Source organism: Rhodospirillum sp. A1_3_36 (genome assembly GCF_047263945.1).
Lineage (GTDB): Bacteria > Pseudomonadota > Alphaproteobacteria > Rhodospirillales > Rhodospirillaceae > Rhodospirillum.
Map to the genome: position 1 here is coordinate 196,193 of NZ_JBLAVB010000002.1, position 25,026 is coordinate 221,218.

Annotated in this window: 21 protein-coding genes and 2 tRNA genes; 9 read left to right on the forward strand and 14 right to left on the reverse strand. The window is 60.1% G+C overall.

The window, feature by feature from the left end; all coding sequences use genetic code 11:
* Positions 1-3: 3 nt before the first annotated feature.
* The 6 genes from moaB to ACLIRY_RS05520 all read left to right on the forward strand — a co-directional run bounded on the left by moaB (position 4) and on the right by ACLIRY_RS05520 (position 5,484).
* Positions 4-540 (forward strand): molybdenum cofactor biosynthesis protein B, encoded by a 537-nt coding sequence (gene moaB / locus ACLIRY_RS05495; protein WP_413204355.1) that lies wholly within the window; start codon positions 4-6, stop codon positions 538-540.
* A gap of 56 nt (positions 541-596) precedes the next feature.
* Complete coding sequence (locus ACLIRY_RS05500) at positions 597-833, forward strand: hypothetical protein (RefSeq protein ID WP_413204356.1); 237 nt, start codon at positions 597-599, stop codon at positions 831-833.
* A 137-nt stretch (positions 834-970) separates the two neighbouring features.
* Positions 971-2,197 (forward strand): tryptophan synthase subunit beta, encoded by a 1,227-nt coding sequence (trpB, locus tag ACLIRY_RS05505; protein ID WP_413204357.1) that lies wholly within the window; start codon positions 971-973, stop codon positions 2,195-2,197.
* The gene (trpA, locus tag ACLIRY_RS05510) at positions 2,194-3,000 is read left to right on the forward strand and encodes a tryptophan synthase subunit alpha (protein ID WP_413204358.1); all 807 of its coding nucleotides are present in this window, start codon (positions 2,194-2,196) and stop codon (positions 2,998-3,000) included. The genes trpB and trpA overlap by 4 nt, the downstream gene beginning before the upstream one ends.
* A gap of 86 nt (positions 3,001-3,086) precedes the next feature.
* Positions 3,087-4,091, forward strand: a complete 1,005-nt coding sequence (gene accD / locus ACLIRY_RS05515; protein ID WP_413204359.1) for an acetyl-CoA carboxylase, carboxyltransferase subunit beta — start codon at positions 3,087-3,089, stop codon at positions 4,089-4,091.
* Positions 4,092-4,164: 73 nt separating this feature from the next.
* The gene (locus ACLIRY_RS05520; RefSeq protein ID WP_413204360.1) at positions 4,165-5,484 is read left to right on the forward strand and encodes a bifunctional folylpolyglutamate synthase/dihydrofolate synthase; all 1,320 of its coding nucleotides are present in this window, start codon (positions 4,165-4,167) and stop codon (positions 5,482-5,484) included.
* Here the strand turns inward: ACLIRY_RS05520 and ACLIRY_RS05525 are convergent.
* The gene (locus tag ACLIRY_RS05525; RefSeq protein ID WP_413204361.1) at positions 5,481-6,107 is read right to left on the reverse strand and encodes a DJ-1/PfpI family protein; all 627 of its coding nucleotides are present in this window, start codon (positions 6,105-6,107) and stop codon (positions 5,481-5,483) included. The two genes, ACLIRY_RS05520 and ACLIRY_RS05525, sit on opposite strands and share 4 nt — an antisense overlap.
* 235 nt (positions 6,108-6,342) lie before the next feature.
* On the opposite strand from ACLIRY_RS05525, the gene ACLIRY_RS05530 reads away from it, so the two are divergent.
* A complete protein-coding gene (locus ACLIRY_RS05530) occupies positions 6,343-7,683 on the forward strand; it encodes a PLP-dependent aminotransferase family protein (protein ID WP_413204362.1) in 1,341 nt (446 codons plus the stop codon).
* Here ACLIRY_RS05530 and ACLIRY_RS05535 read toward each other — a convergent pair.
* From ACLIRY_RS05535 to ACLIRY_RS05545, 3 genes are all read right to left on the reverse strand, one after another.
* On the reverse strand, positions 7,680-8,243 hold the full coding sequence (locus ACLIRY_RS05535) for an HNH endonuclease (RefSeq protein WP_413204363.1): 564 nt from the start codon (positions 8,241-8,243) through the stop codon (positions 7,680-7,682). The genes ACLIRY_RS05530 and ACLIRY_RS05535 overlap by 4 nt on opposite strands.
* A 563-nt stretch (positions 8,244-8,806) precedes the next feature.
* Positions 8,807-10,450 (reverse strand): methyl-accepting chemotaxis protein, encoded by a 1,644-nt coding sequence (locus tag ACLIRY_RS05540; protein WP_413204364.1) that lies wholly within the window; start codon positions 10,448-10,450, stop codon positions 8,807-8,809.
* Between the two features lie 588 nt (positions 10,451-11,038).
* Positions 11,039-12,730: a methyl-accepting chemotaxis protein gene (locus ACLIRY_RS05545; protein ID WP_413204365.1), complete on the reverse strand. Its 1,692-nt coding sequence runs from the start codon at positions 12,728-12,730 to the stop codon at positions 11,039-11,041.
* A 261-nt stretch (positions 12,731-12,991) separates the two neighbouring features.
* On the opposite strand from ACLIRY_RS05545, the gene gluQRS reads away from it, so the two are divergent.
* The gene (gene gluQRS, locus ACLIRY_RS05550) at positions 12,992-13,885 is read left to right on the forward strand and encodes a tRNA glutamyl-Q(34) synthetase GluQRS (RefSeq protein ID WP_413204366.1); all 894 of its coding nucleotides are present in this window, start codon (positions 12,992-12,994) and stop codon (positions 13,883-13,885) included.
* A gap of 93 nt (positions 13,886-13,978) precedes the next feature.
* Here gluQRS and ptsN read toward each other — a convergent pair whose 3' ends face one another.
* From ptsN to ACLIRY_RS05595, 9 genes are all read right to left on the reverse strand, one after another.
* A complete protein-coding gene (gene ptsN / locus ACLIRY_RS05555) occupies positions 13,979-14,443 on the reverse strand; it encodes a PTS IIA-like nitrogen regulatory protein PtsN (RefSeq protein ID WP_413204367.1) in 465 nt (154 codons plus the stop codon).
* A 356-nt stretch (positions 14,444-14,799) separates the two neighbouring features.
* Positions 14,800-16,305, reverse strand: a complete 1,506-nt coding sequence (rpoN, locus tag ACLIRY_RS05560) for an RNA polymerase factor sigma-54 (protein ID WP_413204368.1) — start codon at positions 16,303-16,305, stop codon at positions 14,800-14,802.
* 13 nt (positions 16,306-16,318) lie between these two features.
* Positions 16,319-17,038: an LPS export ABC transporter ATP-binding protein gene (gene lptB, locus ACLIRY_RS05565; RefSeq protein WP_413204777.1), complete on the reverse strand. Its 720-nt coding sequence runs from the start codon at positions 17,036-17,038 to the stop codon at positions 16,319-16,321.
* 263 nt (positions 17,039-17,301) lie between these two features.
* Positions 17,302-18,273 (reverse strand): LptA/OstA family protein, encoded by a 972-nt coding sequence (locus ACLIRY_RS05570; protein WP_413204369.1) that lies wholly within the window; start codon positions 18,271-18,273, stop codon positions 17,302-17,304.
* Between the two features lie 32 nt (positions 18,274-18,305).
* Positions 18,306-19,034: an LPS export ABC transporter periplasmic protein LptC gene (lptC, locus tag ACLIRY_RS05575; RefSeq protein WP_413204370.1), complete on the reverse strand. Its 729-nt coding sequence runs from the start codon at positions 19,032-19,034 to the stop codon at positions 18,306-18,308.
* Between the two features lie 50 nt (positions 19,035-19,084).
* The gene (locus ACLIRY_RS05580; RefSeq protein WP_413204371.1) at positions 19,085-20,116 is read right to left on the reverse strand and encodes a KpsF/GutQ family sugar-phosphate isomerase; all 1,032 of its coding nucleotides are present in this window, start codon (positions 20,114-20,116) and stop codon (positions 19,085-19,087) included.
* 388 nt (positions 20,117-20,504) lie between these two features.
* A complete protein-coding gene (locus ACLIRY_RS05585; protein ID WP_413204372.1) occupies positions 20,505-21,134 on the reverse strand; it encodes a ribonuclease D in 630 nt (209 codons plus the stop codon).
* A gap of 127 nt (positions 21,135-21,261) precedes the next feature.
* A tRNA-Leu gene (locus ACLIRY_RS05590) sits at positions 21,262-21,348 on the reverse strand.
* Between the two features lie 177 nt (positions 21,349-21,525).
* Positions 21,526-21,612: transfer RNA gene (locus ACLIRY_RS05595), tRNA-Leu, on the reverse strand.
* Positions 21,613-21,872: 260 nt separating this feature from the next.
* Here ACLIRY_RS05595 and ACLIRY_RS05600 point away from each other — a divergent pair.
* Entirely contained in the window at positions 21,873-22,901 is a 1,029-nt protein-coding gene (locus ACLIRY_RS05600) for a complex I NDUFA9 subunit family protein (RefSeq protein ID WP_413204373.1), read from the forward strand.
* A 1,013-nt stretch (positions 22,902-23,914) separates the two neighbouring features.
* On the opposite strand, the gene ACLIRY_RS05605 is transcribed toward ACLIRY_RS05600, so the two are convergent.
* The gene (locus ACLIRY_RS05605; RefSeq protein ID WP_413204374.1) at positions 23,915-24,964 is read right to left on the reverse strand and encodes an NAD(P)H-dependent flavin oxidoreductase; all 1,050 of its coding nucleotides are present in this window, start codon (positions 24,962-24,964) and stop codon (positions 23,915-23,917) included.
* Positions 24,965-25,026 lie beyond the last annotated feature (62 nt).

A 25,026-nucleotide genomic window follows, 5' to 3' on the forward strand; every position in this document is an offset into this window, starting at 1 on the left:
CCCATGGCCGGTATCGACGAGTCCAAACCCTTCCTTCCCGTGCGCATCGCCATCCTGACCGTCTCCGACACCCGGGACCTGGACTCCGACAAAAGCGGGGCCACCCTGGTCGAGCGCCTGGAGAAGGCCGGACACGAATTGGCCGACCGGACCATCGTCAAGGACGATGTAGCGGCCATCCGCGCCACCCTGGAACGGTGGATCGATGACCCCAAGGTGGATGTGGTGATTTCCACCGGCGGCACCGGCGTGACCGGCCGGGACGTGACGCCAGAGGCCTTCAAGGGAGTCTACGAAAAGGAAATCCCCGGATTCGGCGAGTTGTTCCGCCAACTGTCCTTCGCCAAGATCGGAACATCGACCATCCAATCCCGGGCCACGGCAGGTGTGGCCCGGGGCACCTACCTGTTTGCCCTGCCCGGATCCACCGGAGCCTGCAAAGACGGCTGGGACGACATTCTCGTTTGGCAACTGGACAGCCGCTACCGACCCTGTAACTTTGTCGAATTAATGCCCCGCTTGATGGAACATATGAAATAGGATCTTCCGGGAAAACCCAGTCGTCCTGTTCAGCCAGCCAGAACTTGAGAAAACCAATGACCTCCACCGTCCTGCCACAGCAGCGTCTTTTGTTGGAATTGATTGCCATGTCCGGGGACATCGCCGTCCTCAACATTGCCAAGCATTCCATCCTCTGGCGCACCTTGGACGAATGCCGGACCAAAGGTTGGCTCAAGGTCTCCCGGATCAGTGACGGCGTGCACAAGGCCAGCCTGCTGGACCCCGGACGCAGCATCGTCCGCGAGGAATTCGAGACCGGTCTGGGGATCTAACGCCTCCCCCCGCCCGTATGACAGAGACAGCATGGACCAAGGGTTCTTTGCTCCCGACCCTATACCGGGCTATAACCACCGCCCAATTTCCATGCTCCCTTTCGCGTATCCAAGGCCCCAGGTTAAGGACTCTTCCGATGAACGCGCCCCTGAACACCTATCGCTCCGGACCGGACGACCAAGGCCATTTCGGCATCCACGGAGGTCGTTATGTAGCAGAAACATTAATGCCCCTGATCCTGGAACTGGAGACGGCCTGGGACGCTGCGCGGAACGATCCGGCCTTTCACACCACATTGAACGGCTATCTCTCGACCTTCGTGGGTCGGCCCAGCCCCCTTTACTTCGCCAGCCGCCTCACCGAAAAACTGGGCGGAGCCAAGATCTATTTCAAGCGCGAGGACCTGAACCACACCGGCGCGCACAAGATCAACAACTGCATGGGCCAGATCCTGCTGGCCCAACGCATGGGCAAAAAGCGCATCATCGCCGAAACCGGGGCGGGTCAACATGGCGTGGCCACGGCCACGGTCTGTGCCCTCTTTGGTCTGGATTGCGTGATCTACATGGGCGCCACCGACATCGAGCGCCAAGCCCCCAACGTCTTCCGCATGAAGCTGTTGGGCGCCGAGGTCAAGCCGGTGACCAGTGGCACGGGCACCCTGAAGGATGCCATGAATGATGCGCTCCGCGACTGGGTGGCCAATGTCGACAGCACCTATTACCTGATCGGCACCGCTGCGGGTCCCCACCCCTATCCGGCCATGGTCCGCGACCTGCAAAAGGTCATCGGCGAGGAAGTCCGCGAGCAAATCCTGGCCGCCGAGGGGCGCCTGCCCGACAGCTTGGTGGCCTGCATCGGCGGCGGATCCAACGCCATTGGCCTGTTCCACCCCTTCCTGGATGACCCCGATGTCCGGATCATCGGCGTGGAGGCCGCAGGCGAGGGTCTACACGGCAAGCATGCGGCCTCCATGACCGGTGGCAAGCCCGGCGTGCTCCACGGCAACCGGACCTACCTTCTGCAAGACCAGGACGGCCAGATCACCGAAGCCCATTCCATCTCCGCCGGGTTGGACTATCCCGGCGTGGGGCCGGAACATTCCTGGCTCAAGGATACGGGTCGTGTTGACTATGTCCCCATTACGGATGCGGAAGCGGTTGAGGCTTTCCAGGAGACGACTCGGCTGGAGGGGATCATTCCGGCCCTGGAAAGCAGCCATGCCATCGCCCACGCCATGAAAATTGCCCCCAACCTGCCCAAGGATCACCTGATGGTGATCAACCTCTCGGGACGGGGCGACAAGGACGTCAACACCATTGCCCAGGCCATTGGCCAATCCAAGGGGGAAGACCTGTCATGAGCACCACCACGCCCCAAACGGATCGCCTGACCCGCCGTTTCGCTGCTCTGAAGGCAGAAGGGCGCGGCGGTCTGGTCACCTACACCATGGCCGGAGACCCGACCCCGGAAAAGGCGCTGGACATCCTCAAGGGTCTGCCTGCGGCCGGAGCCGACGTGATCGAACTGGGCATGCCCTTTTCCGATCCCATGGCCGACGGCCCGGCCATCCAGGCGGCGGCGCTCCGGGCCTTGGGTCAGGGCATGACCCTCAAGGGCACGCTCGACACCCTGCGGGCCTTCCGCGAGACCGACAACGAAACCCCCGTCGTCCTGATGGGCTACTACAACCCCATCTATATCCATGGCGGCGAGGCCTTCGCCCGGGATGCGGCAGAGGCGGGGGCCGATGGCCTGATCATCGTCGATCTGCCACCGGAAGAAGCCGAGGAACTGCTGCCCCAGCTGCGCGCCCAGGGTCTGCATCTGATCATGCTGACCACCCCCACCTCCGACGACGCCCGTCTGCCCCGGGTGCTGGAGAAGGCCGGTGGCTTTGTCTATTACGTCTCGATCACCGGCATCACCGGAACCGCAGCCGCCGCCGAGGATGCCGTCGCCGCAGCCGTGACCCGGATCCGCGCCCATACGGATCTGCCTGTGGCCGTGGGCTTCGGTGTCTCCACACCCGAACAGGCCGCAACCATGTCTCGAATCGGCGACGCGGCTGTCGTGGGCTCGGCCATTGTCCGCAAGATCGAAGAGGGGGGGGATGTTCTGGGGTTTGTCGGAAGTCTGGCCCAGGCCATCCGCAAAACCGCGTAACTCCCGTTCTGTCCCTCCGACACTTTCGCATCGCACCAGAAGTCTTTACACTGCGCCCATCGCGCCATTGAAAAGAGCATGCTCCCATGAACTGGCTGACAAGCTTCGTCCGCCCCAAGATCCGCAGTCTGGTTGGCCCCAAGGAGGTTCCCGAGAATCTCTGGCGGAAGTGCCCATCCTGCGGCCATATGATCTTCCATAAGGAGCTGGAGAAGGCGCTACAGGTGTGCACCCATTGCGGCCACCACATGCGTCTGCCGGTGAAACAGCGCTTAAAGCTGCTGTTTGATGGCGGAGCCTATACGGCCATCGAGCTGCCCAAACCCGCCCATGATCCCCTGCGCTTCAAGGACCTGAAGCGCTACGGTGACCGCCTGAAGGACGCCCAGGCCAAGACCGGGGAAAAGGACGCCATCCTGGTCACCCATGGCAAGCTGCAGGGTCAGAACGTGGTGATCGCAGCCTTCGATTTCGACTTCATGGGCGGCTCCATGGGCATGGCCGTGGGCGAGGGTTTGGTTGCCGCAGCCGAATTGGCCATCCTGCAGAAAGCGCCCCTGATCGCCATCCCCGCATCTGGTGGCGCCCGTATGCAGGAAGGCATTCTGTCCCTGATGCAGATGGCCCGGACCACGGTGGCTGTGGACAAGGTCAAGGAAGCGGGACTTCCCTATATCGTCCTGCTTACCGACCCGACAACGGGAGGGGTCACGGCCTCCTTCGCCATGCTGGGCGACGTCGCCATTGCCGAACCCGGTGCGGTGATCGGCTTCGCCGGGGCCCGGGTGATCGAGGCGACCATCCGCGAAACCCTGCCAGAAGGCTTCCAACGCGCCGAATACCTGTTGGACCATGGCATGGTTGACATGGTCGTTTCGCGCACGGAACTGAAAGACACCTTGGGCAAGATCCTGGCCATGCTGACCCATAGACAGGCTGCGGGCGACGTCATTCCCCTGCCATCGGACAAGGCTCCTGTGACGGCCAAACCGACCCAGAAAGAGAAACCGGTCGACAGAAAAATTGTCCAGGACGGGGACTTCGAGGTCGTGGACGACGGTTCTTCAGACAGAACAAAACCTGCAGAATAGAGGTGCAGGATCCGAGTGACTCTGGACGGGAGCACTCGCATTGCGTTCCACTCCATAAATTGGTGAGGCGATCATGGGCCCTTCAGATGCCGTTCTCGCCCGGTTAATGACATTACACCCCAAAGTCATTGACCTGTCCTTGGGGCGGGTCGAACGGCTCCTCGCCGCTCTGGGCCATCCAGAGCGCGCTCTTCCCCCGGTGATCCATGTCGCCGGGACCAACGGCAAGGGCTCGACCGTCGCTTTCCTGCGGGCCGCACTGGAGGCTGCGGGGTTAAGGGTCCATGCCTATACCAGCCCCCATCTGGTCCGCTTCAACGAACGAATCCGCCTATCAGGCAAGCTCATCTCGGAAGAGGCCTTAGCCGCTCTGCTGGAGGAGGTTGAAGCCGCCAATGGGGAGGCCCCCATCACGTATTTCGAGGTCACCACCGCCGCTGCCTTTCTGGCCTTCTCCCGCTCACCGGCCAATGTGTTGCTCTTGGAGGTTGGCCTGGGGGGCCGTCTGGACGCCACCAATGTGATCGAGAGCCCGGCGGTGACCGTGATCACGCCCGTCGACCTGGACCACCAGGGATATTTGGGCTCCAGCCTGGCGGCCATCGCGGCGGAGAAGGCCGGCATCATGAAACCCGGCGTCACCGCCGTGGTCGCCCCCCAAAAACCGGAAGCGCTCGCGGTCATTTCTGCCCATTCCGACGAAATCGGGGCGCCCCTCTCCCTGGGTGAGCAGTCCTGGCAATGGACCGACACGGCATCGGGATGGCGCTATGGCATGACCCACGTCCTGCCTGAGCCCCGCCTGATGGGGGAACACCAAAAGGCCAATGCGGCCCTTGCCTTCGCCGCCCTGGATGCCCTGGAGACGGCGACGGGTCTGACCGTGGACTGGGCAGCCCGCACCAAGGCGATGACCACCGTGGATTGGCCGGCCCGCCTGCAACGCTTGACGACGGGAGCTCTGGCGGACCGTCTGCCCGGCGATTTCTCCCTTTGGCTGGACGGTGGCCATAATCCCCATGCCGCCCATGCCCTGGCCAGCACCCTGGCCACCAGTTCTCCCGGCGAGACCCATGGAACAGGCCCCCTGGATCTCGTCTGCGGCATGTTGGACACCAAGGACACGTTGGGTTTTCTCAAACCCCTGGCGAGCCTGACCCGCACGTTCATTGCCGTCCCCGTGGCCTCCGGCCAGACCGGCGCGGGCCTGCCAGCCCATGTGCTGGCCGATCTTGCCCGGCAGGCGGGCTTCAAGGAGGTCCGCACCGCCAGCAGCGTGACCCGCGCCCTGAAAGACTTGGCCGGTCGTGATGGCCCCGCCCGGGTGCTGATTTGCGGCTCGCTCTATCTCGCGGGTGCCGCGCTTTGGGAAAATGGGACACCACCCGTTTAACACCGGACCCCGGTTCTAAACGCGGGGAGCCCCCCTCCAAGAACGACTTCCATCGCGCGGGCCACATAGGACTCTTTCTCGCCAACCGGTGCCACATAGTGAATCGCCGCCCGGGCGTCGTCCTCGGACCCCAATTTCGCCAGGACCCAAGCGGCCAGATATTGGGACGCCAGACATCCTCCTGCCGTGGCGATATGGCCTTCGGCATGAAACGGCTTCTCCAACACCCGAACTCCCGCCTCAATCGCCCAAGGTTTCGTCGTCAGGTCCGTGCAAACCGGACCCTCCCCGATCCACCCCAATTTGGCCAAGAGCAAGGCGCCGGAACATTGCGCGCCAATCAATTGCCGCATCGGATCCAAACGAATTTGATCCAGCACCGAGCGATCCCGCACGACCTCTCGGGTTTTCATACCGCTTCCGATCAGAACGGCGTCCGCGCTTGCAGCGAAATCCAGCGACTGTTCCGCCTGAATCGTTACGCCGTTCATCGATGTCACCTGGGCTGTTGGACACGTAATCGATGCCTTCCAGCCCTTGCTCCGCATCCGATTCAAGATGGCGGACGCGACGAAGGAATCCAATTCGTTGAAGCCATCAAACGTGAGGATCGCAATTTGCATGGTCGCCCTTTCATGATGCGCGGCACGGTACACGACAGTATCTCGTCTTTTTTGGGCTTGGGGTCTGGGGCCTTTCGGCCCCAGCCTCGCCAATGAGGGGGGGACGAGGCAAAACCCCGTGACGGGAAAACTCCCCCTGTCGCGTACTGTGGATGCGCTGTTTTCACTGGTGGGCACAGATTGATCCGGCGACATTATCGGTGCAATTGAAACATTAACCTCGGTGCAATATAGCATGGACGACTTTCGCAAGATTGCGGCCCGGATTGCGGCGGACATTGAGGCGGGCCACCTCCGCCCGGGGGATCGATTGCCTCCCCAACGGACCTTCGCCCACGAGCAGGGAATCGCGGCCTCCACCGCCGGCCGGGTCTACACAGAGTTGGTCCGTCGCGGCCTTGTCAGTGGTGAAGTAGGGCGAGGGACCTATGTTCGGGCCAGCATGCCAAGCCCCCACCCCGCCTTGGCCGAACCACCCGACTCTCCCGTCGACATGGAAACGAACTACCCCGTTCTGCCGGATCAGCACCGACGTCTCGCCCCTGCTTTAGGTCTTTTCTCGTCACGGGGAGATGTGCTTGGGGAGGCGCTCCGGGCCACATTGGCCGACGGCACCCACGCGGCGCGCATTGCAACGACCACCGCCCTGACGGACGCCAACTGGCGCCCCTCCCCAACCTCCCTACTGTTCGCCGGGAATGGCCGTCAAGCCTTGGCGGCAGCATTTTCCGCTCTGGTTCCCCGGGGAGGGCGCATTGGATTCGACACCCTGACCTATCCGGTCGCCCTGGCCACAGCTCGACATTTGGGTCTGACGCCTGTTCCCCTGGAGACGGACGCCGAAGGCCTCCGCCCCGATGCCATCGAACAGGCCGTCAAGGAGGCCCCCCTTCACGCCCTCTATCTACAGCCCACACTGCACAATCCCTTAGGTCTGACCATGTCTGTCCAACGGCGCACGGACATCGCGGCGTTTCTCGCCCGCCCGGGATATCCCACTGCCATCGAGGATCGGGTCTATGCCTTCCTGGAGCCGGAGGCTCCGCCGCCCCTCGCTGCTTGGGTCCCAAACCATGTCGTGGTGGTGGATAGCCTGTCCAAACGCATCGCTCCGGGACTGACCTTGGGCATGCTCTGGGTCCCCGAAGGTCTCCGGTCCCAAGTGGGCAAGGCCCTGGTTGCGGGGGCCTGGACGGCCTCCGGGTTTGCCTTGGCGCTCTCGACGCGCTGGCTTTCCGACGGCACCGTGGAAGAGTTGGCACGGTCCAAACGCGCCGACGCCCGGGTCCGGCAGACCACAGCAACCCGCCTTCTGAGAGGCCTTCCCCTCCGCTCGAATCCCGCCAGCTATCATGTCATCCTGGATTTGCCGGAACCCTGGCGGGCTGACCCCTACGCTCAGGCAGCGCGACAACGGGGCATCGCCATCACTCCAGCTTCGGCCTTCGCCGTCGCCCCGGGTCATGCCCCCAACGCGGTCCGCCTTGCCTTGGCCGCTCCACCCCTGGACCGCTTGTCCCCAGCGCTTCAAGAGCTGGCTGCCCTTGCCCGGTCGGATCCGACAGAAGCCCCCTAAAACGGCTCCAACTCCACGTCCCAATAAAGAAAATCCCGCCAGCTTTCGTGCAGATAGCCTGGCGGGAAGGAGCGGCCTTCATCCCTGAGACGGTGAGCACTGGGCTCCCGGGCGGGGAAGAGGAGGGGCATACTCGCTTCCCTCGGCGTTCGGTTGGCCTTGCGCATGTTGCAAGGACTGCACGCCGTCACCACGTTTTCCCAAGTGGTGAGCCCCCCTTGGGACCGGGGCACCACATGGTCGAAGGTCAAATCATGGGTGTTCTTCTGGACCCCGCAGTATTGGCAGGAAAAGCCATCTCGCAAGAACACATTGAACCGCGTGAACGCCACCCGCCGCGAGGAGGGAACGTATTCCTTCAGAGCAATAACGCTGGGGAGTTTAAAAGTCAGGCTGGGAGAGCGGACCACTTGGTCATACTCGCTCACCACGTTGACCCGGTCCATGAAGACCGCCTTGACGGTCTCATGCCAGGACCATAGAGACAGAGGGAAGTAACTGAGCGGCTGGAAGTCAGCGTTCAGTACCAAAGCCGGACAAGTATTCGCCGTAATCCGCACCGCACCTTCCCCTCGTCACAAGATGGTCGATCGGCGTTTCTGAATGGTAACTTGTAAGCGGTTTCTGTCAAAGGGAATATGACACTTCGGTAAAAAGCGTTAAGCAAACCATATCACTACAAAAATCACAGGCCCCGGAATGCAGTGCCTGAATCCCAGTGTCACGGCATAGGCGACGAGTCCGCGTAAATATGGTATCGCGAAATGCTCGAAAGCTCTGAGACACGGTACACGACAGGTGGCGTTTTCCCGTCACGGGGCTTGGCCCCGTCCCCCCCCTCTTTGGCGAGGCTGGGGCCGAAAGGCCCCAGACCCCAGGCTCCCATTTATAGCGGCGTGGGTTTCAACCCGCGCAGGCGGGACCCAGGGTGGGAACAGGCTACGGAGGCAAATTCCGCGACGCCAGTGTGTTTAAGCACCGACACCGAAATCAACCCTGAATACCCGTTTTCACGGACATGACGGAAACCTTTGATTTCACGGCATCACTCTTGGGTTGGGCTCTGACATTTGTTGCGAACTCCGAGAAAGCGGAGTCACAGAACAAGCCGTCGACTGGTCGATCAGGACTGATGCACTTGGGATAAGAATTGATCGATTTCCTGACGCAGGGCAACGACCTGCCGGGACAGATCCGCAGCAACCTCCAGGACATCGGTGGCCGCTTGGTTCGTCTCCTCGACGGTTGTCGTGACCCCTGCAATATTCTGGGACACAGCAGATGATCTGTCCGCTGCCTGCTGGGCATTCTGGGCGATGCCTTGTGTGGCTGCGCCCTGTTGGTCAACCGAAGAGCTGATGGTCGATGCGATGCCTTCCAGCTCCCCAATGGTCGAACCAATGGACCGGATCGCCCCTACCGCGTCCCCTGTCGCCGACTGCATGGCGGCAATTTGGCTGGCGATTTCCTCCGTCGCCCTTGCCGTCTGATTCGACAGTGTCTTCACTTCGTTGGCAACCACGGCGAAGCCCTTCCCCGCATCCCCTGCCCGGGCGGCCTCAATGGTCGCATTCAGCGCCAGCAAACTGGTCTGTGTGGCGATATCATTGATCAATTCGACGACATCTCCGATTTTCTGAGCCGCCGTCGACAGATCCGCCACCAATACATTTGTCCGGTCCGACTCCTCAACAGCCTTACCCGCCGTATCCGACGAGGTAGAGACTTGGCTGCGGATTTCATTGACCGAAGCGGACAACTCCTCGGCCGCGCTCGCCATGGCTTGAACGTTGGCAGAGGCTTCATCGGATGCTGCCGCGACGGCAATGGCCTGTTCGTTGGTCCGACGGGCCATCCCCGTCATCGTCGTCATCTTTGCCTTCATGGTGTCCGACGACACACTTAAGGACTCAACAATGCGACCGACCGAGGCCTGAAACCCATCCGCGAGTTGCCTCTGCGCCATCCGCTTGTCCCGCTCCGCCTGCTCTGCAAGGCCGGCGCTCTCCGCCGTCAGACGTGCCACGTCCTGGGCGTTCTCCTTGAAGACGCTCAAGGTGGCCGCCATTTGCCCCACTTCATCCCGGCGGTTCATGTCCGTGATCTGACGATCCAGGTGACCATTCGCCAAGTCCTTCATCGCCAGATTCAAGCGGCCCAAAGGCCCGGTAATGTCCCGGTTGATCAGGAAAGCCACCACCAAAATAACCAGGAAAATACCGACCCCGACCAGGATAAGCTGGATGGTTTGATCTCTGAGTTCCCGATTCAAATCATCGGTAAATGCCCCCGTCATAAAAACGGCGTTCAGGGGCTCGAAATAGGAGACGTAGGTCATCTTGGACTGCATCTCTGTCTGACCGGGCCTGATTCCTTTAAACCAAAGTGTGCCACTTTTCCCAGTCTTGATGAGATTCGCGATCAGCTCGGTGAGAGGCCGTCCTTCGGCATCTTTCGCCTCTGCGACCTTTCCCTCTCGGTCCGGCCGCGAGCCGATAATCAGCATCAAACCATCCGCCTGAATAACCGAAATGTATCCCAGTCCATCATCAAATCGCGCGCCGTGAATCATGTCTTTCAAACGAGCGAAGGCTTCGTCCCGTTCCAGATCCCCTTTCTTGACCCGCTCCTCAAGGACTCCAGCATAGCTGGTCGTCATATCAACGACGGCCTTGAGCTTCGCAATCCGATCAGCGTGCTTATTGTCCCAAGCGCGCATTCCGTCGATTGTAAGCGTGACACTCAAACCAAAAGCGACGAAAGACATAAGGAGGATCAATTTTATCTTAATAGGAAAATTGGCAAGAAAGTTCACGAGAATTCCTTTATCTAAAGTACGCCCCCAAAAGGGGGATATCAAACACACCATTTTACCGCAACAAAAATATTGTTGACTATCAAGTTAAAACCAAAAACACAATATTATACTCGATTTTTTCTTACTTTTATGGCTGCATATCCACAAACAACCTGCAGCACATTCCAACCCAAGATAAGCTTCCTATGGTTGCGCTTTGTTTGGAACATGAAGCTGGCAATTCGCTCTTATTAGGAACGCCCCCATTCCTTCACATATCTTGATTGAGTCAGTTCTTCTTTGAATCAGTGGTCCATCGAACAAGATGCCCACATCTCAAAACAAATAGAGCCGTATAATACCAAGGTGCGGTGAGTTTGCCTCACCGCACTTTGGAAGCGGCCAAGTGGCCGCCGCGCCTTATGGCGCGTAAAAGCCCTCCTGGCGTTTGAACGCAAGAAAAGCGGCGTGGGTTTTTCAACCCGCACCGCTTGGTATTAGCCAAGATCCGGGGACACGGGTTCTGAATCTTTCTGTCACAGAACAAAGGGCGTCCGATCAGGAGTGGCGCACCCGGGATAGAAAATCATCGACTTCCTGATGCAGGATTTCCACTTGTCGGGACAAATCGGCAGCGACCGCCAGGACATCGTTCAGCGCTTGGTTGGTATCCTCGACGGTTGTCGTGACCCCGGCAATATTCCGGGACACTTCGGACGATCCATCCGCTGCCTGCTGGGCATTCTGGGCAATCCCCTGCGTCGCCACGCCCTGCTCCTCGACCGCAGCGCTGATGGATGAAGCGATTCCTTCCAACTCCTCAATGGTCGAGCCGATGGACCGGATCGCACCCACCGCGCCATCTGTTACCGTCTGCATGGAGGAAATCTGGCTGGAGATTTCCTCCGTGGCCTTCGCGGTCTGGTGGGAGAGCGTCTTAACCTCGTTGGCGACCACGGCGAAGCCCTTACCCGCTTCGCCCGCCCGGGCGGCCTCAATGGTGGCGTTCAGCGCAAGCAGACTGGTTTGAGAGGCGATGTCGTTGATCAATTCCACCACCCGTCCAATTTTCTCGGCCGCCGCAGCCATTTCCCCAACCATCTCATTTGTATGTTGGGATTCCGCGACGGCCTTCCCCGCAATCTCCGCAGAGGACGCAACCTGACTGCGGATCGCGCTGACCGACGCCGATAGTTCTTCCGCCGCACTGGCCATGGACTGGACATTGGTCGATGCCTCGTCCGAAGCCGAAGCCACGACAATAGCTTGCTCGTTGGTGCGGTGGGCCAGGGTCGTCATGGCCTTCACCGCCCTTTCCATCTTCCGACTCGCATCGGTCAGGGTGTCAACGATTCCCCCGACGGTGGCTTTGAAGGCGTCCGCAAGCTGGTTTCGGGCCTCGCGCTTTTCTTCTTCCACATGCGCGGCTGCTTCTTCCCCTTCCGCTTTCAGCTGTGCCACTTCCCGGGCATTGTCCTTGAATACCGCCAGGGCCCGGGCCATGCGCCCCACCTCGTCCTTACGATCCGCATCTGGGATCTGCATATCCACCTGTCCGTCGGCGACCCCCTCCATGACGCTACCGAGTCGGCCAAGGGGGCCGGTGATGTCCCGGTTGATCAACCAAGCCACAAGAAGGACCACGGCAAAGACCACCATCCCCATCAGGACAATTTCCGTTGTCTGACGCCCAAAGTCCTCGTCCAGATCATCGATAAAAGCCCCGGTCATAAACACGGCATCGAGCGGGGCAAAGCGCGCGATATAAGAGACTTTTGGCTGCATCTCCTTTTGTCCAGGCCGGGTGCCATTAAACCAGATCGTGCCCGTATCTCCGGCCTTCAAAACCTCGGCGATCAAGCTTTTGAGGGGCCGTCCTTCCGCGTCCTTCGCCGGGGCGGGCTTGCCTTCTCGATCGGGCCGCGCCCCATGGGATAGCACCAAGCCATCAATCCGTAAGACGGTGATAAAGCCCATTCCCTGGTCAAAGCGCATGGTATGGACAACGTTGTGCAGATCATCCATGGCCTGGTCCCGGGTCAACACGCCCCCTTGAACCTTCTTTTCCAAGGCTTCAGCATAACTTATAGCCATGTCGACCGCCGCCTTCAGCTTTTCGACCCGATCGGCGTACATGTTGTTCCAGGTCCGATGGGCGTTGATCGCCAAAGTCGCGCCCAAACCCAAAGCGAAAAGGGCTAGCAACAAAGCCAACTTGGTTCGAATGCGCAGGTTGCCGAGAAAAGACATCGTATTCCACCCAAGGAAGGTTGAAACCCGTATCGAGTTTAGGGACTTATGACAGGCCGATTCCAGTGCGAGCAGGTAGGAGGGGCCAAAGGAGTGGCAAAAGCTCCTGAATAACACTTTGATCTAGATTCAATAAGTTGAGCATCGAGTAGACCGGAAAACCGGTGCCCACTTTTCCGCTCGATGCTCCAATTCAGCGCCTTAAATTCGCTCCAGGGACGGTACCCCAGAAACGCAGGTCCACACCACCACGGAAGCACAATGAATCTCCACAATAAGACGCTCCACTGGCCGGGCGCTCCTCCCATCACACGTTTCGCACCGAGTCCAACCGGAGGCCTGCACCTCGGCCATGCCTTTTCCGCCATTCTGTCCCACGACACAGCCAGGGCATTGGGTGGCCGCTTTCTCCTGCGCCTGGAGGACATAGACGGAGGCCGCTGCCGCCCCGAATTCGTCACGGGAATCCTGGAAGACCTGCGGTGGCTTGGTCTGAGCTGGGATGGACCGGTGCTCCGCCAGTCGGAGCGCATGGCGCTCTACCGGAAACACTTGGACCACCTCACCGACGAAGGGCTGCTTTACCCCTGTTTCTGCACCCGAAAAGACATTCAGGAGGAGATCGCACGCAGCCCCAGCGCCCCTCAGGGACCGGATGGCCCCCTGTATCCAGGTACTTGCCGGACCTTGACACAAAAGGATCGCGCCACGCGCCTGGCGACGAGCCCACCCCATTGCCTGCGCTTGGACATGGCAAAAGCTGTGAAAAGGGCAGGTCCACTCACTTGGACCTGCCTTGACGATGATGGAAAAGAAACAGACATCCAGGCCCGGCCCGAAACATTCGGCGACGTGGTCCTGGCCCGCAAAGACTGTCCCACAAGCTACCATCTGGCGGTGACAATCGACGACGCATCCCAGGGGATCACCTTAGTGGTCCGTGGAGAGGATTTAAGGGAGGCAACCCATGTTCACCGCTTGCTCCAAGCCCTCTTGCACCTGCCAACGCCATCCTACCGACACCATCGGCTTTTGGTGAATGACAGTGGGAAGCGGCTGGCCAAACGCGATCGGGCCACAACACTCGCCTCCCTACGGGAGTCCGGCGAGACTCCCCAGGGGATCAGGCGACGCATCGGACCACCCTTGACCTGACGAAATGGTCCCCATTCCGCAGATGAAAGCCTCTGTCCGTCTGAGATCAAGAGTCAAGCTGGATCGGTTAAGTCAAACTGATCCAGTTTCACTCTAAGCCGCCTGTGAGGCCTGAGCTTGGCAAAGGATGGTGTACAGAGCCTCGGCATTGCTGGTTCCGCGCAGCTTTTCGCAGATCCCGCGGTCACGCAGCAAACGCGACACCCTGGCCAAGGCCTTCAAATGGTCGGCACCCGCTGATTCCGGGGCCAAGAGCAAAAAAATCAGATCGACCGGCTGATCGTCGATGGAGTCGAAATCCACCGGTTCTTCCAGACGCGCGAAAACGCCTTTCAAGCCAGTTAAGGCTGAAAGCTTTCCATGGGGAATGGCGATGCCGTTGCCGACACCAGTGGTTCCCAGGCGTTCTCGCTCCAACAACACGTCGAACACGGCCCGCTCGCTCTGGCTGGTCACTTCCGCAGCAACCTTGGCCAATTCCTGTAGCACCTGCTTCTTACTGCCAACCCTTAGGGTAGGCACGATACATTCAGGCGTAATCAGGTCGGTGATTTCCATTCCGGCCCCTTATTTAAGTGATCTTCATGGGCTAACGGCGAACTTAACGACGGCGGCGCGTTCTGGCCCAACGTCCTCATGTTTCCATAAAACGGCACCGATGCTAAGCGTTTCGGTTCCGTTCAACTTTGTTTCTAAATCCGCGCCTTCGCGGTACGGCCCATCCGCCCCGGATTGGGATTTCCCCCTTCTTGGGGACTCTCCGGTCTGGCCTTCACCCACCGATGTCTCCGGAGGGCGCCAGCATTTTCAGCGGAGGCGGACAGTAGGCCCATGATTCGTCCCTGTCAAGGCAGCAAACCTTGTTCTATATGGGAGCATTGCCCTCACATTCCACGGTTTCCCCCCCTTCGTTTTTACGATAGTTGTGCGGTCTTCTCTCGCCGACGCCGCACCGAGGAGGGAATCTTCATCCCTTCCCGATATTTCGCCACCGTCCGACGGGCAATATCTACCCCCTCCGACTTCAGGATTTCGACGATGCGATCATCGGAGAGCACCTTCTCCGGGGGTTCTTCATCGATCAGAACCTTGATCCGGTGACGGACGGATTCCGCAGAATGACTCTCTGCCCCACCGGAACCCGCAATGGCCTGGGTGAAGAAATACTTCAGTTCATAAAGCCCCCGGGGAGTGGAGATGTATTTGTTACTGGTCACCCGACTAACCGTGCTTTCGTGCATCTCAATGGCTTCTGCGATGTCCCGTAGGATGAGGGGGCGCAAATGGGAGACGCCGTGGACGAAAAATGCGTCCTGCCGTCGCACCATTTCCGCAGCCACTTTCAGGATGGTATTGGCCCGTTGATCCAGGGATTTTACCAACCAATTGGCCGTCGCCAGACTTTCAGAAACGAAGGCCTTGGTCTGTTTGTCCCCGGTTTTGCTCAGGCGGGCCATGTATCGATTATTGACCAATACCCGAGGCAGGGTCTCGCCGTTCAACTCAACGATCCACCCTCCTTGGGGGTCAGGTCGCATGAGCACATCAGGGACCACGGGTTGGGACGTGCCGACGTCGAAGCGCAAGGCCGGCTTGGGGTCTAGGGCGCGGATTTCGCCGATCATCTCCGATAGGTCTTCGCCATCGACACCGCAAACTTTCAGCAAGGCGGCCATATCCCGTTTGGCAAGAAGCTCCAGATTGTCCAGCAGGGCCTGCATCGCCGGATCCAGGCGATTCCGATCGGCCAACTGCAGGGCCAGGCACTCCTTGAGGGATCGGGCAAAAAGCCCAGGGGGGTCCATGGACTGCAATCGGGTCAGGACCTCGGCCACCTGCTCCACAGGACAGCCCAGAGCGTCCGCAGCCTCTTCCAGGGTTCCGGACAGATAACCGGCATCATCCAACAGACCCATCAGGTATTGGGCGATCACCCGCCCGACCTGGTCCGGAATATCCACATTGATCTGATCGGTCAGGTGATCGCGCAGGGACAGCCCCTGGACCAGGGTGCCTTCCAGCCCCCCTTCCCGATCCTCAAAGGACCCGCCACCTCCCGACCCCCACTGGGACCCCGCCTCGAATCCGGCACCGTCATCGCCGCCCCAAGCATCTGCGGGGCCACTGTCATCGGCTGCGGTGTTGAAGTCTTGATCCATGGGTGCATCCGAAGCCCCATCGGCCCGAGCATCCATCACCTGAGTATCGCCGCTGTCGGCGCGCTCCTCCCGTCGGTCCTTTTCCCGTGGGACCTCGGGCCGCTCATCCCTCTCCAATAGGGGATTGCGCTCCATCTCCTGCTCGACGAAGGCTGACAATTCCAGGTTCGACAATTGCAACAGCTTAATCGCCTGCTGCAATTGCGGCGTCATCACCAACGATTGGGTTTGCCTGAGATCCAGGCGGGGAGCCATTACCATGGGTTAGGTCCCGTCACAGACTAAACTTTTCCCCCAGGTAGACCCGTCGGACCCCTTCATGGGAGACGATCTCAGAGGGACGTCCCTCCATCATGACCGTTCCTTCGTGAAGAATATAGGCACGGTCGACGATCTCCAGGGTTTCCCGAACGTTGTGATCCGTGATCAGGACCCCCAAGCCTCTGTCTTTCAAATGGGCGACCAGATCGCGAATTTCACCAACGGCGATGGGGTCAATGCCCGCCAGGGGTTCATCAAGGAGGATAAAGCCCGGCCGAGAGGCCAGGGCCCGAGCGATTTCCGCCCGGCGTCGCTCACCACCGGAAAGGGAGAGGGCGGAGCTGTGGCGGAGGTGGGAGATGGAAAACTCATTGAGCAGATCGTCCAACTCCTGGGCACGAACCTCGGCGTTGGATTCAACCACCTCCAAAACACCACGCACATTCTCTTCCACGGTCAAGCCGCGAAAAATGGACATTTCCTGGGGCAAGTAGCCAATTCCCAAGCGGGCACGTTGGTACATCGGCAACCCCGTAACCTCGCGCCCGTCCAGATAGATGGCCCCGGCATCGGGATTGATCAAGCCAGTAACACAGTAGAAGCAGGTGGTTTTGCCCGCTCCATTCGGTCCCAGAAGGCCCACCGCCTCACCCCGCTGAACGGAGACGGACACATCTCGCAGGACCTGACGCCGCTTGAACCGCTTGCCGATCCCCAGGGCCACCAACCCCATGTTGTCCAATTCGGACCGGCTGGGCCGGTGACTTCCAAGCTGAGTGGACGGAAGGATGGCGGTGCTCCGGTGCGCCCGAACCTCTGAATCGCGGCTGTCGGAATAAACCTCGTCCGAAGAGGTCAATGCGGGGACATTGCCCGATCCAAGCCCCCGTTCAACGGACCGTTTGCCCTTGGCCCCCTCTCCCTTGGACAAACCAAACAGCCGGGCAAGCCCCCCCCCCTTACCGCTCTTCGCGGACCGCTTGGTTCCCGACATACTCATTGTTTCTTCTCCTGCGTCCCACCACCCAGTAGCCCACTGGATCCACTGCCAATTCCCTCGGAGGAGTTGAACAAAGCACGGGTCCGTCCTTTGCCATCGCTGAACAGGCGACTGACCCCGGTCCGCATGTTGACCGTCGCCCGGTTGCCGCTCATCTGCTGGTCTGCCGTGGTTATGGTCACATCCCCCAAAATCGTCGCCTCTCCCGTGGCAGGGTCATAAGTGGCCTCATCGCCGCGGATCACATCTTCGTTGGTCACGACCACCACGTTTCCGACCGCCGTCATGACCTTAACCCGGGATTGCCCTCCACCTGGAGCAGCCATACTCACCCCAGCTCCCCCCTTCTTGGACGACGACGATGCGTTCGGCACGGGGGGATCCTCGGTCTCGTCCTTGAAATAGGCTGTCAGAATATCTGCTGAAATGGTCTGACCGGATTCTTTCTGAGTGGACACGGCATTGCCCCGGGCCACCGCCAGATCCCGCGCCTCCCAGTATTCCAAGCTATCCCGAGCGGTCACAATATCCGTGGTCGTCTCCATGCGCAGGTTGTCCCCGGTCAGCCACATGACATGCCGCTCCATGTCCCGCACCGCCTTGTCGCCCGTGATGGTCTGATCGGGCATCAGGATGCGCACGTGACCCAGAGCTTCCATGCGATAAACATCAGACCCCGAAGAGGTCCCGTCGTCGCTTTCCGTCGGGCGGTAACGAGCGATCAATCTGTCAGCGTAGACCTCACTGGTCCCCTGGATGGCTGCGGCATTGCCGTTCGCAATATACAGCCCCTCATCCCGTCGCCATTCGATGCCATCATCGGCGAAGACTTCAAGCGGCTCGCCACCGGCCGTCTGGCCCATCGCCGATCCCGCGAGGCCCACCACACTCGCCAGCAGGAGAACGCCGATACCCCAGACACCTCGACCGAGCCGTCCCTGGCCCAGGCCAGTTTCCCTTTTTATCATAGGGTTATTTCTCCCTGGCAGTCCAACTCTTCTCACTTCGTGCCCCCTTCTTCGGCGGCATCCGAGCCGCCGCCCATTGAGAGGCCCGCAGATTTGGCATCATGCAAAACCAAGTGGGACTTACCCCGGAAAACAATCACATCGCCCCCTTCCGTGACATCAAATCCGGATAAGGAGGTGATTTCCATGCCATCCCCTTGTCCCTTGACCGGCTCCTCGCCAAAGGCGTGATCGTTGTCCATGAGGATGAAGGCTCGGGCTGTCTCGAACTGAAAGCCATCATCGCGGTAGAGCATCACGTCGTGTTCCAGCTCCACCCGCTGATTTCCATCGGTGAGATAGCCAAGATCGCTGGTCACGGACATCCAACGGCCTGTACTTTGGACAATATCACCCTTGGGATTGGTCAGCTTCATACGGTCCGTCCCATCGCCCATTTCCGTGGCAATATCCGCTGTCACCGTAAAGGGCTGATTGTCGTCATCGACACCGATATAGCGCGGGTTGATCACACTTCCCAAATCCGCCTGACCCCGGTCCAGGGTCATGAATTCCACCGAGAGGCTCTCCGTCCGCTCCGTGAGATTCGGCCACGCGAGCACGGCCCCAAGCAAAACAGCCGCCAAACTTGGCAAGAGCAGCTTCATACCGACAACAAATCGACTGTAGCTCCGGACAGCCTCCGCCCGCCGTTGCCCCTGCTCCATACTCAGGCTCGGCAGACCGGACGCCCCCCTTACCTTGGGCAGCCCCCTCGTCACCACCAACGGCCGGAACGAGGATCCACTGGGGGGAGGAGTAGATCCGCCCGTCATGCAAGCCCCGCGCGCAAGCAATCGTGAAGATGGAGGAATCCCGCCGGACGACCTTCGCCGTCCAGGGCGAACAAGCCTGTGATACTGCTCTGGTTCATCAAACGCAGCCCCTCAACAGCCAGGACACCGGCGGATATAGTCTTCGGTGCCGGTGTCATGACCGCACCCGCCGTCAGGGACAGAAGACCGTTCTTCATATGCCGACGAAGATCGCCATCGGTAATGATCCCCCGCAGGCGTCCCTGCCCATCGATAACACCGGCACAACCAAGGCTTTTGGCACTCATGGTCAGGATGACCTCCGACATGGGCTCGGCACCGGTGACCAAAGGCAAATCGCCCGCAGCGCGCATAAGGTCAGAAACCTTCAACAACTTGCGGCCCAATTGACCGCCGGGATGAAACACCCGAAAATCACTGGCGGTGAATCCCCGGCGCTCCAAGAGGGTCACGGCCAAGGCATCCCCCAGAGCCATCATCGCCGTGGTCGACGTGGTCGGGGCGAGACCATGGGGACAGGCCTCTTCCAGGGTCGGCAAAACAAGAGACACGTCCGCAGCATCGGACAGAGTGCTGGGCGCCCGCCCTGTGATAGATACCAGCGCCAAGCCGAAACGGCGGGTATAAGCCACCAAATCAGCCAGTTCGGGTGTCTCTCCAGAATTGGATAGGGCGATCACCGCATCACCTCGGCCAATCATGCCAAGGTCGCCGTGACTGGCCTCGGCAGGATGAACGAAAAAGGCCGACGATCCCGTTGATGCCAAGGTCGCGGCGATTTTTTTTGCCACATGCCCACTTTTCCCCATGCCAGACACGATGACCTTGCCAGGCCGGTCAGCCAACAGGTCCACCGCAGCGCTGAAGGCACCGTCCAGGCTTTCAGACAGGTCCCGCAGGGCCGCTGCCTCCGTCTCCAAGACGCGGCGCGCGGTAAGGATTGCGGACCCCGACCCGATCGAAGACGCGTCAGCGGTTGTGGGCTGTTGAGGAGATCCGCTGTCTTTGACGGTGTAGGTGGTGTTCATGGACGAACGCAAGCCTTCCTCGATCTCTTCCGAAACCGAAACCGGCTCGGATCCCCGCTTCCCCGGACCACCGGGTCCGCACGGGTACTGCTGTTGGGGCGCGACACCAAAAAGCCGAAAGGTCAGACCTTGGTCAAGCCCGGCATTCTGACCCGATCCCGTGTCGTGATCATGGCATGATTCATGAACGGGATATACTCCGAGAGGTTTAGCCCGAAGCACCCCTGCGAAGCAAGACAACCAATTCGGATAGGGCAGCCGAAAGAGCGCATTCAGGCGGTGCCAGAAACACGGTCCGTTGATCGAAGGCCAAATCCCGAAATGATGGCTTCGTCTTTCTGCATCAATGATCCAAGCTCGGGGCAAAGCCTTTGCTTGGACCGATGCATCAGTGGCTGAACAGATCCGGGGCCAGATCCCCTCCGAAATCCAACAGGTCCAGACGCGCCCTTGTGGGCAGGAAGCGGAAACACTCCTGAGCCAACTCCAGCCTCCCTTCCCGCTCCAATAGACCATTCAGCCGGTCCCGCAGGGCATGGAGATGAAGAACGTCACTGGCGGCGTAAGTCAATTGTTCCGGACTTAAGGTTTCGGCACCCCAATCACTGGTTTGCTGCTGCTTGGAGATATCGACACCCAGCAGATCCTTGCACAGGGATTTCAGCCCATGGCTGTCCGTGCTGGTCCGGCAAAGCTTGCTGGCAATCTTCGTGCAATAGACCGGCTCGCACAGCACCCCCAGCCAATGATAAAGTGACGCGATATCGAAACGACCATAATGCATGATCTTTGGAATGGTGTTGTCTGCCAGTAAAGCCTTCAGATTCGGCGCGTTCAGATCTCTATTCAGATGAACCACATGGGCCACACCATCACCACCGGACAGCTGGGCGACACAGAGCCGGTCCCGATGCACCCGCAATCCCATGGTTTCCGTATCGATGGCGATTCCGTCGGGAAAGGACAAACCCGGGGGCAGATCGCCCCGATGGTATTCAATTTTCGGCGCGGCGGTCATGGACGGCTTCCTGAGGGGTCATGGAGGGGACGAAACAACGAGTGAAACAGAAAAGCACATATATCACCACCGTCAGCCCCGTGAGGGGCCGACGGGCGGCGACTGGAAGATAAACTGTAATTGGGATTGGTGCCCAGGAGAAGACTCGAACTTCCACGACCTTTCGGCCACAGGTACCTGAAACCTGCGCGTCTACCAATTCCGCCACCTGGGCTTAGGCTGCGTTACTCGGCAGGGAGCGACTAAGTAAAGGGCCGACCCGACCCTGTAAAGGGAAATTCGAGCGTGCCTATCAAATTCCTGCGGACCGGACCCAAACCCCAGAAACGACGAAGCCGGATCCCTCAGGATCCGGCTGTCGACTGCGTCGGAACAAAACCAATTCGAGAATTGGTGCCCAGGAGAAGACTCGAACTTCCACGACCTTTCGGCCACAGGTACCTGAAACCTGCGCGTCTACCAATTCCGCCACCTGGGCTTAGGCTGCGTTGCTCGGCAGGGAGCGAGTAATTACTGCTCTGGTCGGTCGCTGTAAAGTGAAAAAGGGAGGAAGCCAAAAAAAATTTACCCTTCCCACGAAAACACGCGCTTAAACCGCTCTCATCCTCCCTTCCCATCGCCCATACGCGTTGCGTTTGCCCCCTTCCTGTGGCAGGTTCCGAACAACCCTTTATGCCCTCTGGGCCGGAGGGGGCTTATTCGTTTTTCATCGATGACCGATTAGGGGAGGGGACGAGGATGCAAGGCCGCGTCGTCACGGTATTCGGGGGCTCCGGCTCCATCGGCAGGCAGCTCGTGGCCCTCTTGGCCGACAAGGGCGCCCGGGTGCGCGTCGCCGTACGCGACACAGAGGGAGCCCTGTTCTTGAAGCCCCTGGGACAGTTGGGGCAGATCGCCCCCACCTCCGCGTCGGTCACCAATATGGAGTCGGTCAAACGCGCCGTAGAGGGCGCTGACATGGTGGTCAACCTGGTGGGAATCCTGGCAGAAAGCGGCCGACGGACCTTCCAGGCCATCCATGTGGACGGAGCAGCCAATGTGGCGAAGGCCTCTGCGGCAGCCGGGGTCAAGACCCTCATCCACATGTCTGCCCTGGGTGCCGACGAGAAGAGTTCTTCCAAATACGGACAGAGCAAGGCCAAAGGCGAAGCCGCGGTGAAGGCTGCTTTCCCAAGCGCCACCATCCTGCGGCCCAGCGTGGTCTTCGGCCCCGACGACGGCTTCTTCAACCTGTTCGCTGGCCTGACCCGCTTTGTTCCGGCCCTGCCCTATTTCACCCGGGACGGCTTTAAGCTGGTCAAGCGGGAAGATGGCAGCTTCGCCCTGGACCTGGGCGGCACCGGAGGCCCCAAGTTCCAGCCGGTCTATGTGGGCGACGTGGCCGAAGCCATGCTCCGGATGCTCGAGATGCCCGCAGCAAAAGGGAAGACCTACGAATTGGGCGGCCCGAAGATCTACTCCATGAAGGAAGTCATGGAATTGGTCGTGGGTGAGACCCAGCACAAGATGCCTGTGGTCCCCCTGCCTTTCGTGGTCGCTAAGATTCAGGGTGCCCTGATGGGCCTGCTGCCCAAACCCATGCTGACCAGTGACCAGGTGGCGATGATGGAAACGGACAATGTTGTCTCCGGCGTCCAGCCCGGTTTGGCAGACCTGGGGATCGAGGCCCAGGCTTGTGAGCCCATCCTTCCGACCTATCTGAACCGTTATCGCTCGATCCACCGTCATATGATCCTGCGAGGCAACGGATCCGTGCCCCGGGGGTAAACTCCGGTCTTCAGGCAAAAAAAACGGGACGCCCCCACGGTGCGTCCCGTTTTTGTTTGGGCGATGGCCCCAACCCCAATTTTTTTTGTGAAAATAATACCAAGGTGCGGTGAGTTTGCCTCACCGCACCTTGGAAGCGGCCAAGTGGCCGCCGCGCCTTATGGCGCGTAAAAGCCCGCCTGGCGTTTGAACGCAAGAAAAGCGGCGTGGGGTTTGAACCCGCGCCGCTTGGTATAAGTGCCTGGAGTCTGGGGCCTTTCGGCCCCAGTGCGGGACGAGGCAAAGCCCCCTGGCGGGAAAGCACTCCCCCGTCAGGTCTCCGTCAGGGGCTGGCCCCATACTCCGTCTGAAGCATGGGCAGCAAGAGCCCTATCGCACCATATGCGCCTCGATTGAGATCGGTCGGGGCCGATGATAGAGACGGAGGTCACGGTGGGAGGACCAGTGGGAGTGGAGGGGGTGGTTGCGATCATCGCTCTCCCGATTGCAATCGGACTGGCTATCTTGGTGACGTCAATGGCCCTGGTGGTCATTCGCGCAAAACGAATGGTGCCAGGAACCACCCTTCCGGCGGCCATACGGGTTGCCTGGATGCTCTCTCTCGCGATCATAACGGCGTTGTGGATGTCCAGGGAGACCCGCGACAGACCGCGTCATCGCGTTTGACGACTCACACGGTACACGACACTGTTTCGTATTTTTTGGGCGATTGCCCAACCCCATTTTTCTTTTATAAGTGCCCGGGCTCCTCGGCTCTGGGGCCTTTTTCGGCCCCAGTGGGCGACGGAGCAAAGCCCCGTGACGGGAAAACATCCCCTGTCGTGTACCCAGGACGACTCAATGCGGTTTGATCTATACTCTGTCTCCTTGAAAAACAGAAAAACGCGGGGCTTTGCCCCGCTCCCCACCGGGGCCTGAGGCCCCGGACCCCCATTCGCTTTTTTACCAATGGGAACAAAGGGTCCGTAACCCTTTGCGGGTCTGGGCAAAGCCCAGAAACGGCGAAGCAGGGTTTATTGACGTCCCATCAATGCTCTTGTCACCTCTTCGGCAGGCACACCATCGAAATTCCCCCGATTCTGACCACGCCAGAGAGGTGTGAAATCGATCGATCCGCGCGCTTCCGCTGCGGCGCGGAGAGGGGCCAGACTCGTCGACGCATGGGGAAAGGGAGGCGCCACCTCGGCCATCGGCCCAAGGTCTCGCATCAAACGCGTCACGATTCCCCGGGCCGGCCGTCCCGAATAGAGGTTGGTTAGGGCCGTGTCCTCCGGCGCAGAGTGCCGGATGGCATGCCGATGTGCCGGAGTCGTCGCTGCTTCAGGACACAACATGTAAGCCGTCCCCACCTGGACCCCAGCCGCTCCCAAAGCCAAGGCGGCACGCACCCCAGCCGCGTCGGCGATCCCACCCGCAGCAATCACCGGCACATCCACCGCAGCCACCATCTGGGGCACCAGGGCAAAAGTGCCAACCTGAGTGGTTATGTCCTCCGAGAGAAAACAACCCCGGTGACCGCCGGCCTCGACTCCTTGGGCGATAATGCCATCAACACCCCGCTCGGCCAGCCATTTGGCCTCGGCAAGGGTGGTGGCCGAGGCCAGGATTCGACTTCCCCAGCCCTTCACCCGCGCCAACAGATCGGGCTTGGGAAGGCCAAAATGGAAGCTGACAACCGGTGGGGCCAAGGGCTCAAGCAGGTCCGCTGTCACGGTGTCAAAGGGGCGGCGGCTTGCCCCACCCGCAGGCGGAGCTGGCGGGAGGTCGAATTCCGCATAATAGGGAGCCAGAGCTTGAACCCACCGGGTGGTTTGTTCGGAGGTGGAATCCTGAGGAGTGTGGCAAAAAAAGTTGACGTTGAAGGGAGCCTTCGTGGCCCCACGAATGGCCGCGATCTCCGCAACGATCGCCTCGGGTCCAAGCATGGCGCAGGGAAGCGATCCCAAGCCACCGGCCCGACTGACCGCGATGGCGAGCGCACTCCCTTGCACCCCGGCCATGGGGGCCTGAATCAAAGGCAATTCAGTTCCGAGAAAAAAGCCCTGTTGCGGCGCAGCGGTCACCTGTGCAGATCCTCTGATTTCTCCGAAATGTTGGGTTGCCGCTCCCTCTTTCATGAATGGGG

Coding starts and splice junctions, on each gene's coding strand:
- ACLIRY_RS05530 (WP_413204362.1), top strand. CDS start 6,343: ATGGACGACTTTCGCAAGATTGCGGCCCGGATTGCGGCGGACATTGAG.
- ACLIRY_RS05500 (WP_413204356.1), top strand. CDS start 597: ATGACCTCCACCGTCCTGCCACAGCAGCGTCTTTTGTTGGAATTGATT.
- ACLIRY_RS05585 (WP_413204372.1), bottom strand. CDS start 21,134: ATGACCGCCGCGCCGAAAATTGAATACCATCGGGGCGATCTGCCCCCG.
- ACLIRY_RS05600 (WP_413204373.1), top strand. CDS start 21,873: ATGCAAGGCCGCGTCGTCACGGTATTCGGGGGCTCCGGCTCCATCGGC.
- ACLIRY_RS05545 (WP_413204365.1), bottom strand. CDS start 12,730: ATGTCTTTTCTCGGCAACCTGCGCATTCGAACCAAGTTGGCTTTGTTG.
- ACLIRY_RS05520 (WP_413204360.1), top strand. CDS start 4,165: ATGGGCCCTTCAGATGCCGTTCTCGCCCGGTTAATGACATTACACCCC.
- ACLIRY_RS05525 (WP_413204361.1), bottom strand. CDS start 6,107: ATGCAAATTGCGATCCTCACGTTTGATGGCTTCAACGAATTGGATTCC.
- moaB (WP_413204355.1), top strand. CDS start 4: ATGGCCGGTATCGACGAGTCCAAACCCTTCCTTCCCGTGCGCATCGCC.
- lptB (WP_413204777.1), bottom strand. CDS start 17,038: ATGGGGTTGGTGGCCCTGGGGATCGGCAAGCGGTTCAAGCGGCGTCAG.
- ACLIRY_RS05580 (WP_413204371.1), bottom strand. CDS start 20,116: ATGAACACCACCTACACCGTCAAAGACAGCGGATCTCCTCAACAGCCC.
- ACLIRY_RS05570 (WP_413204369.1), bottom strand. CDS start 18,273: ATGATAAAAAGGGAAACTGGCCTGGGCCAGGGACGGCTCGGTCGAGGT.
- trpA (WP_413204358.1), top strand. CDS start 2,194: ATGAGCACCACCACGCCCCAAACGGATCGCCTGACCCGCCGTTTCGCT.
- gluQRS (WP_413204366.1), top strand. CDS start 12,992: ATGAATCTCCACAATAAGACGCTCCACTGGCCGGGCGCTCCTCCCATC.
- trpB (WP_413204357.1), top strand. CDS start 971: ATGAACGCGCCCCTGAACACCTATCGCTCCGGACCGGACGACCAAGGC.
- rpoN (WP_413204368.1), bottom strand. CDS start 16,305: ATGGTAATGGCTCCCCGCCTGGATCTCAGGCAAACCCAATCGTTGGTG.
- accD (WP_413204359.1), top strand. CDS start 3,087: ATGAACTGGCTGACAAGCTTCGTCCGCCCCAAGATCCGCAGTCTGGTT.
- ACLIRY_RS05540 (WP_413204364.1), bottom strand. CDS start 10,450: ATGTCTTTCGTCGCTTTTGGTTTGAGTGTCACGCTTACAATCGACGGA.
- ptsN (WP_413204367.1), bottom strand. CDS start 14,443: ATGGAAATCACCGACCTGATTACGCCTGAATGTATCGTGCCTACCCTA.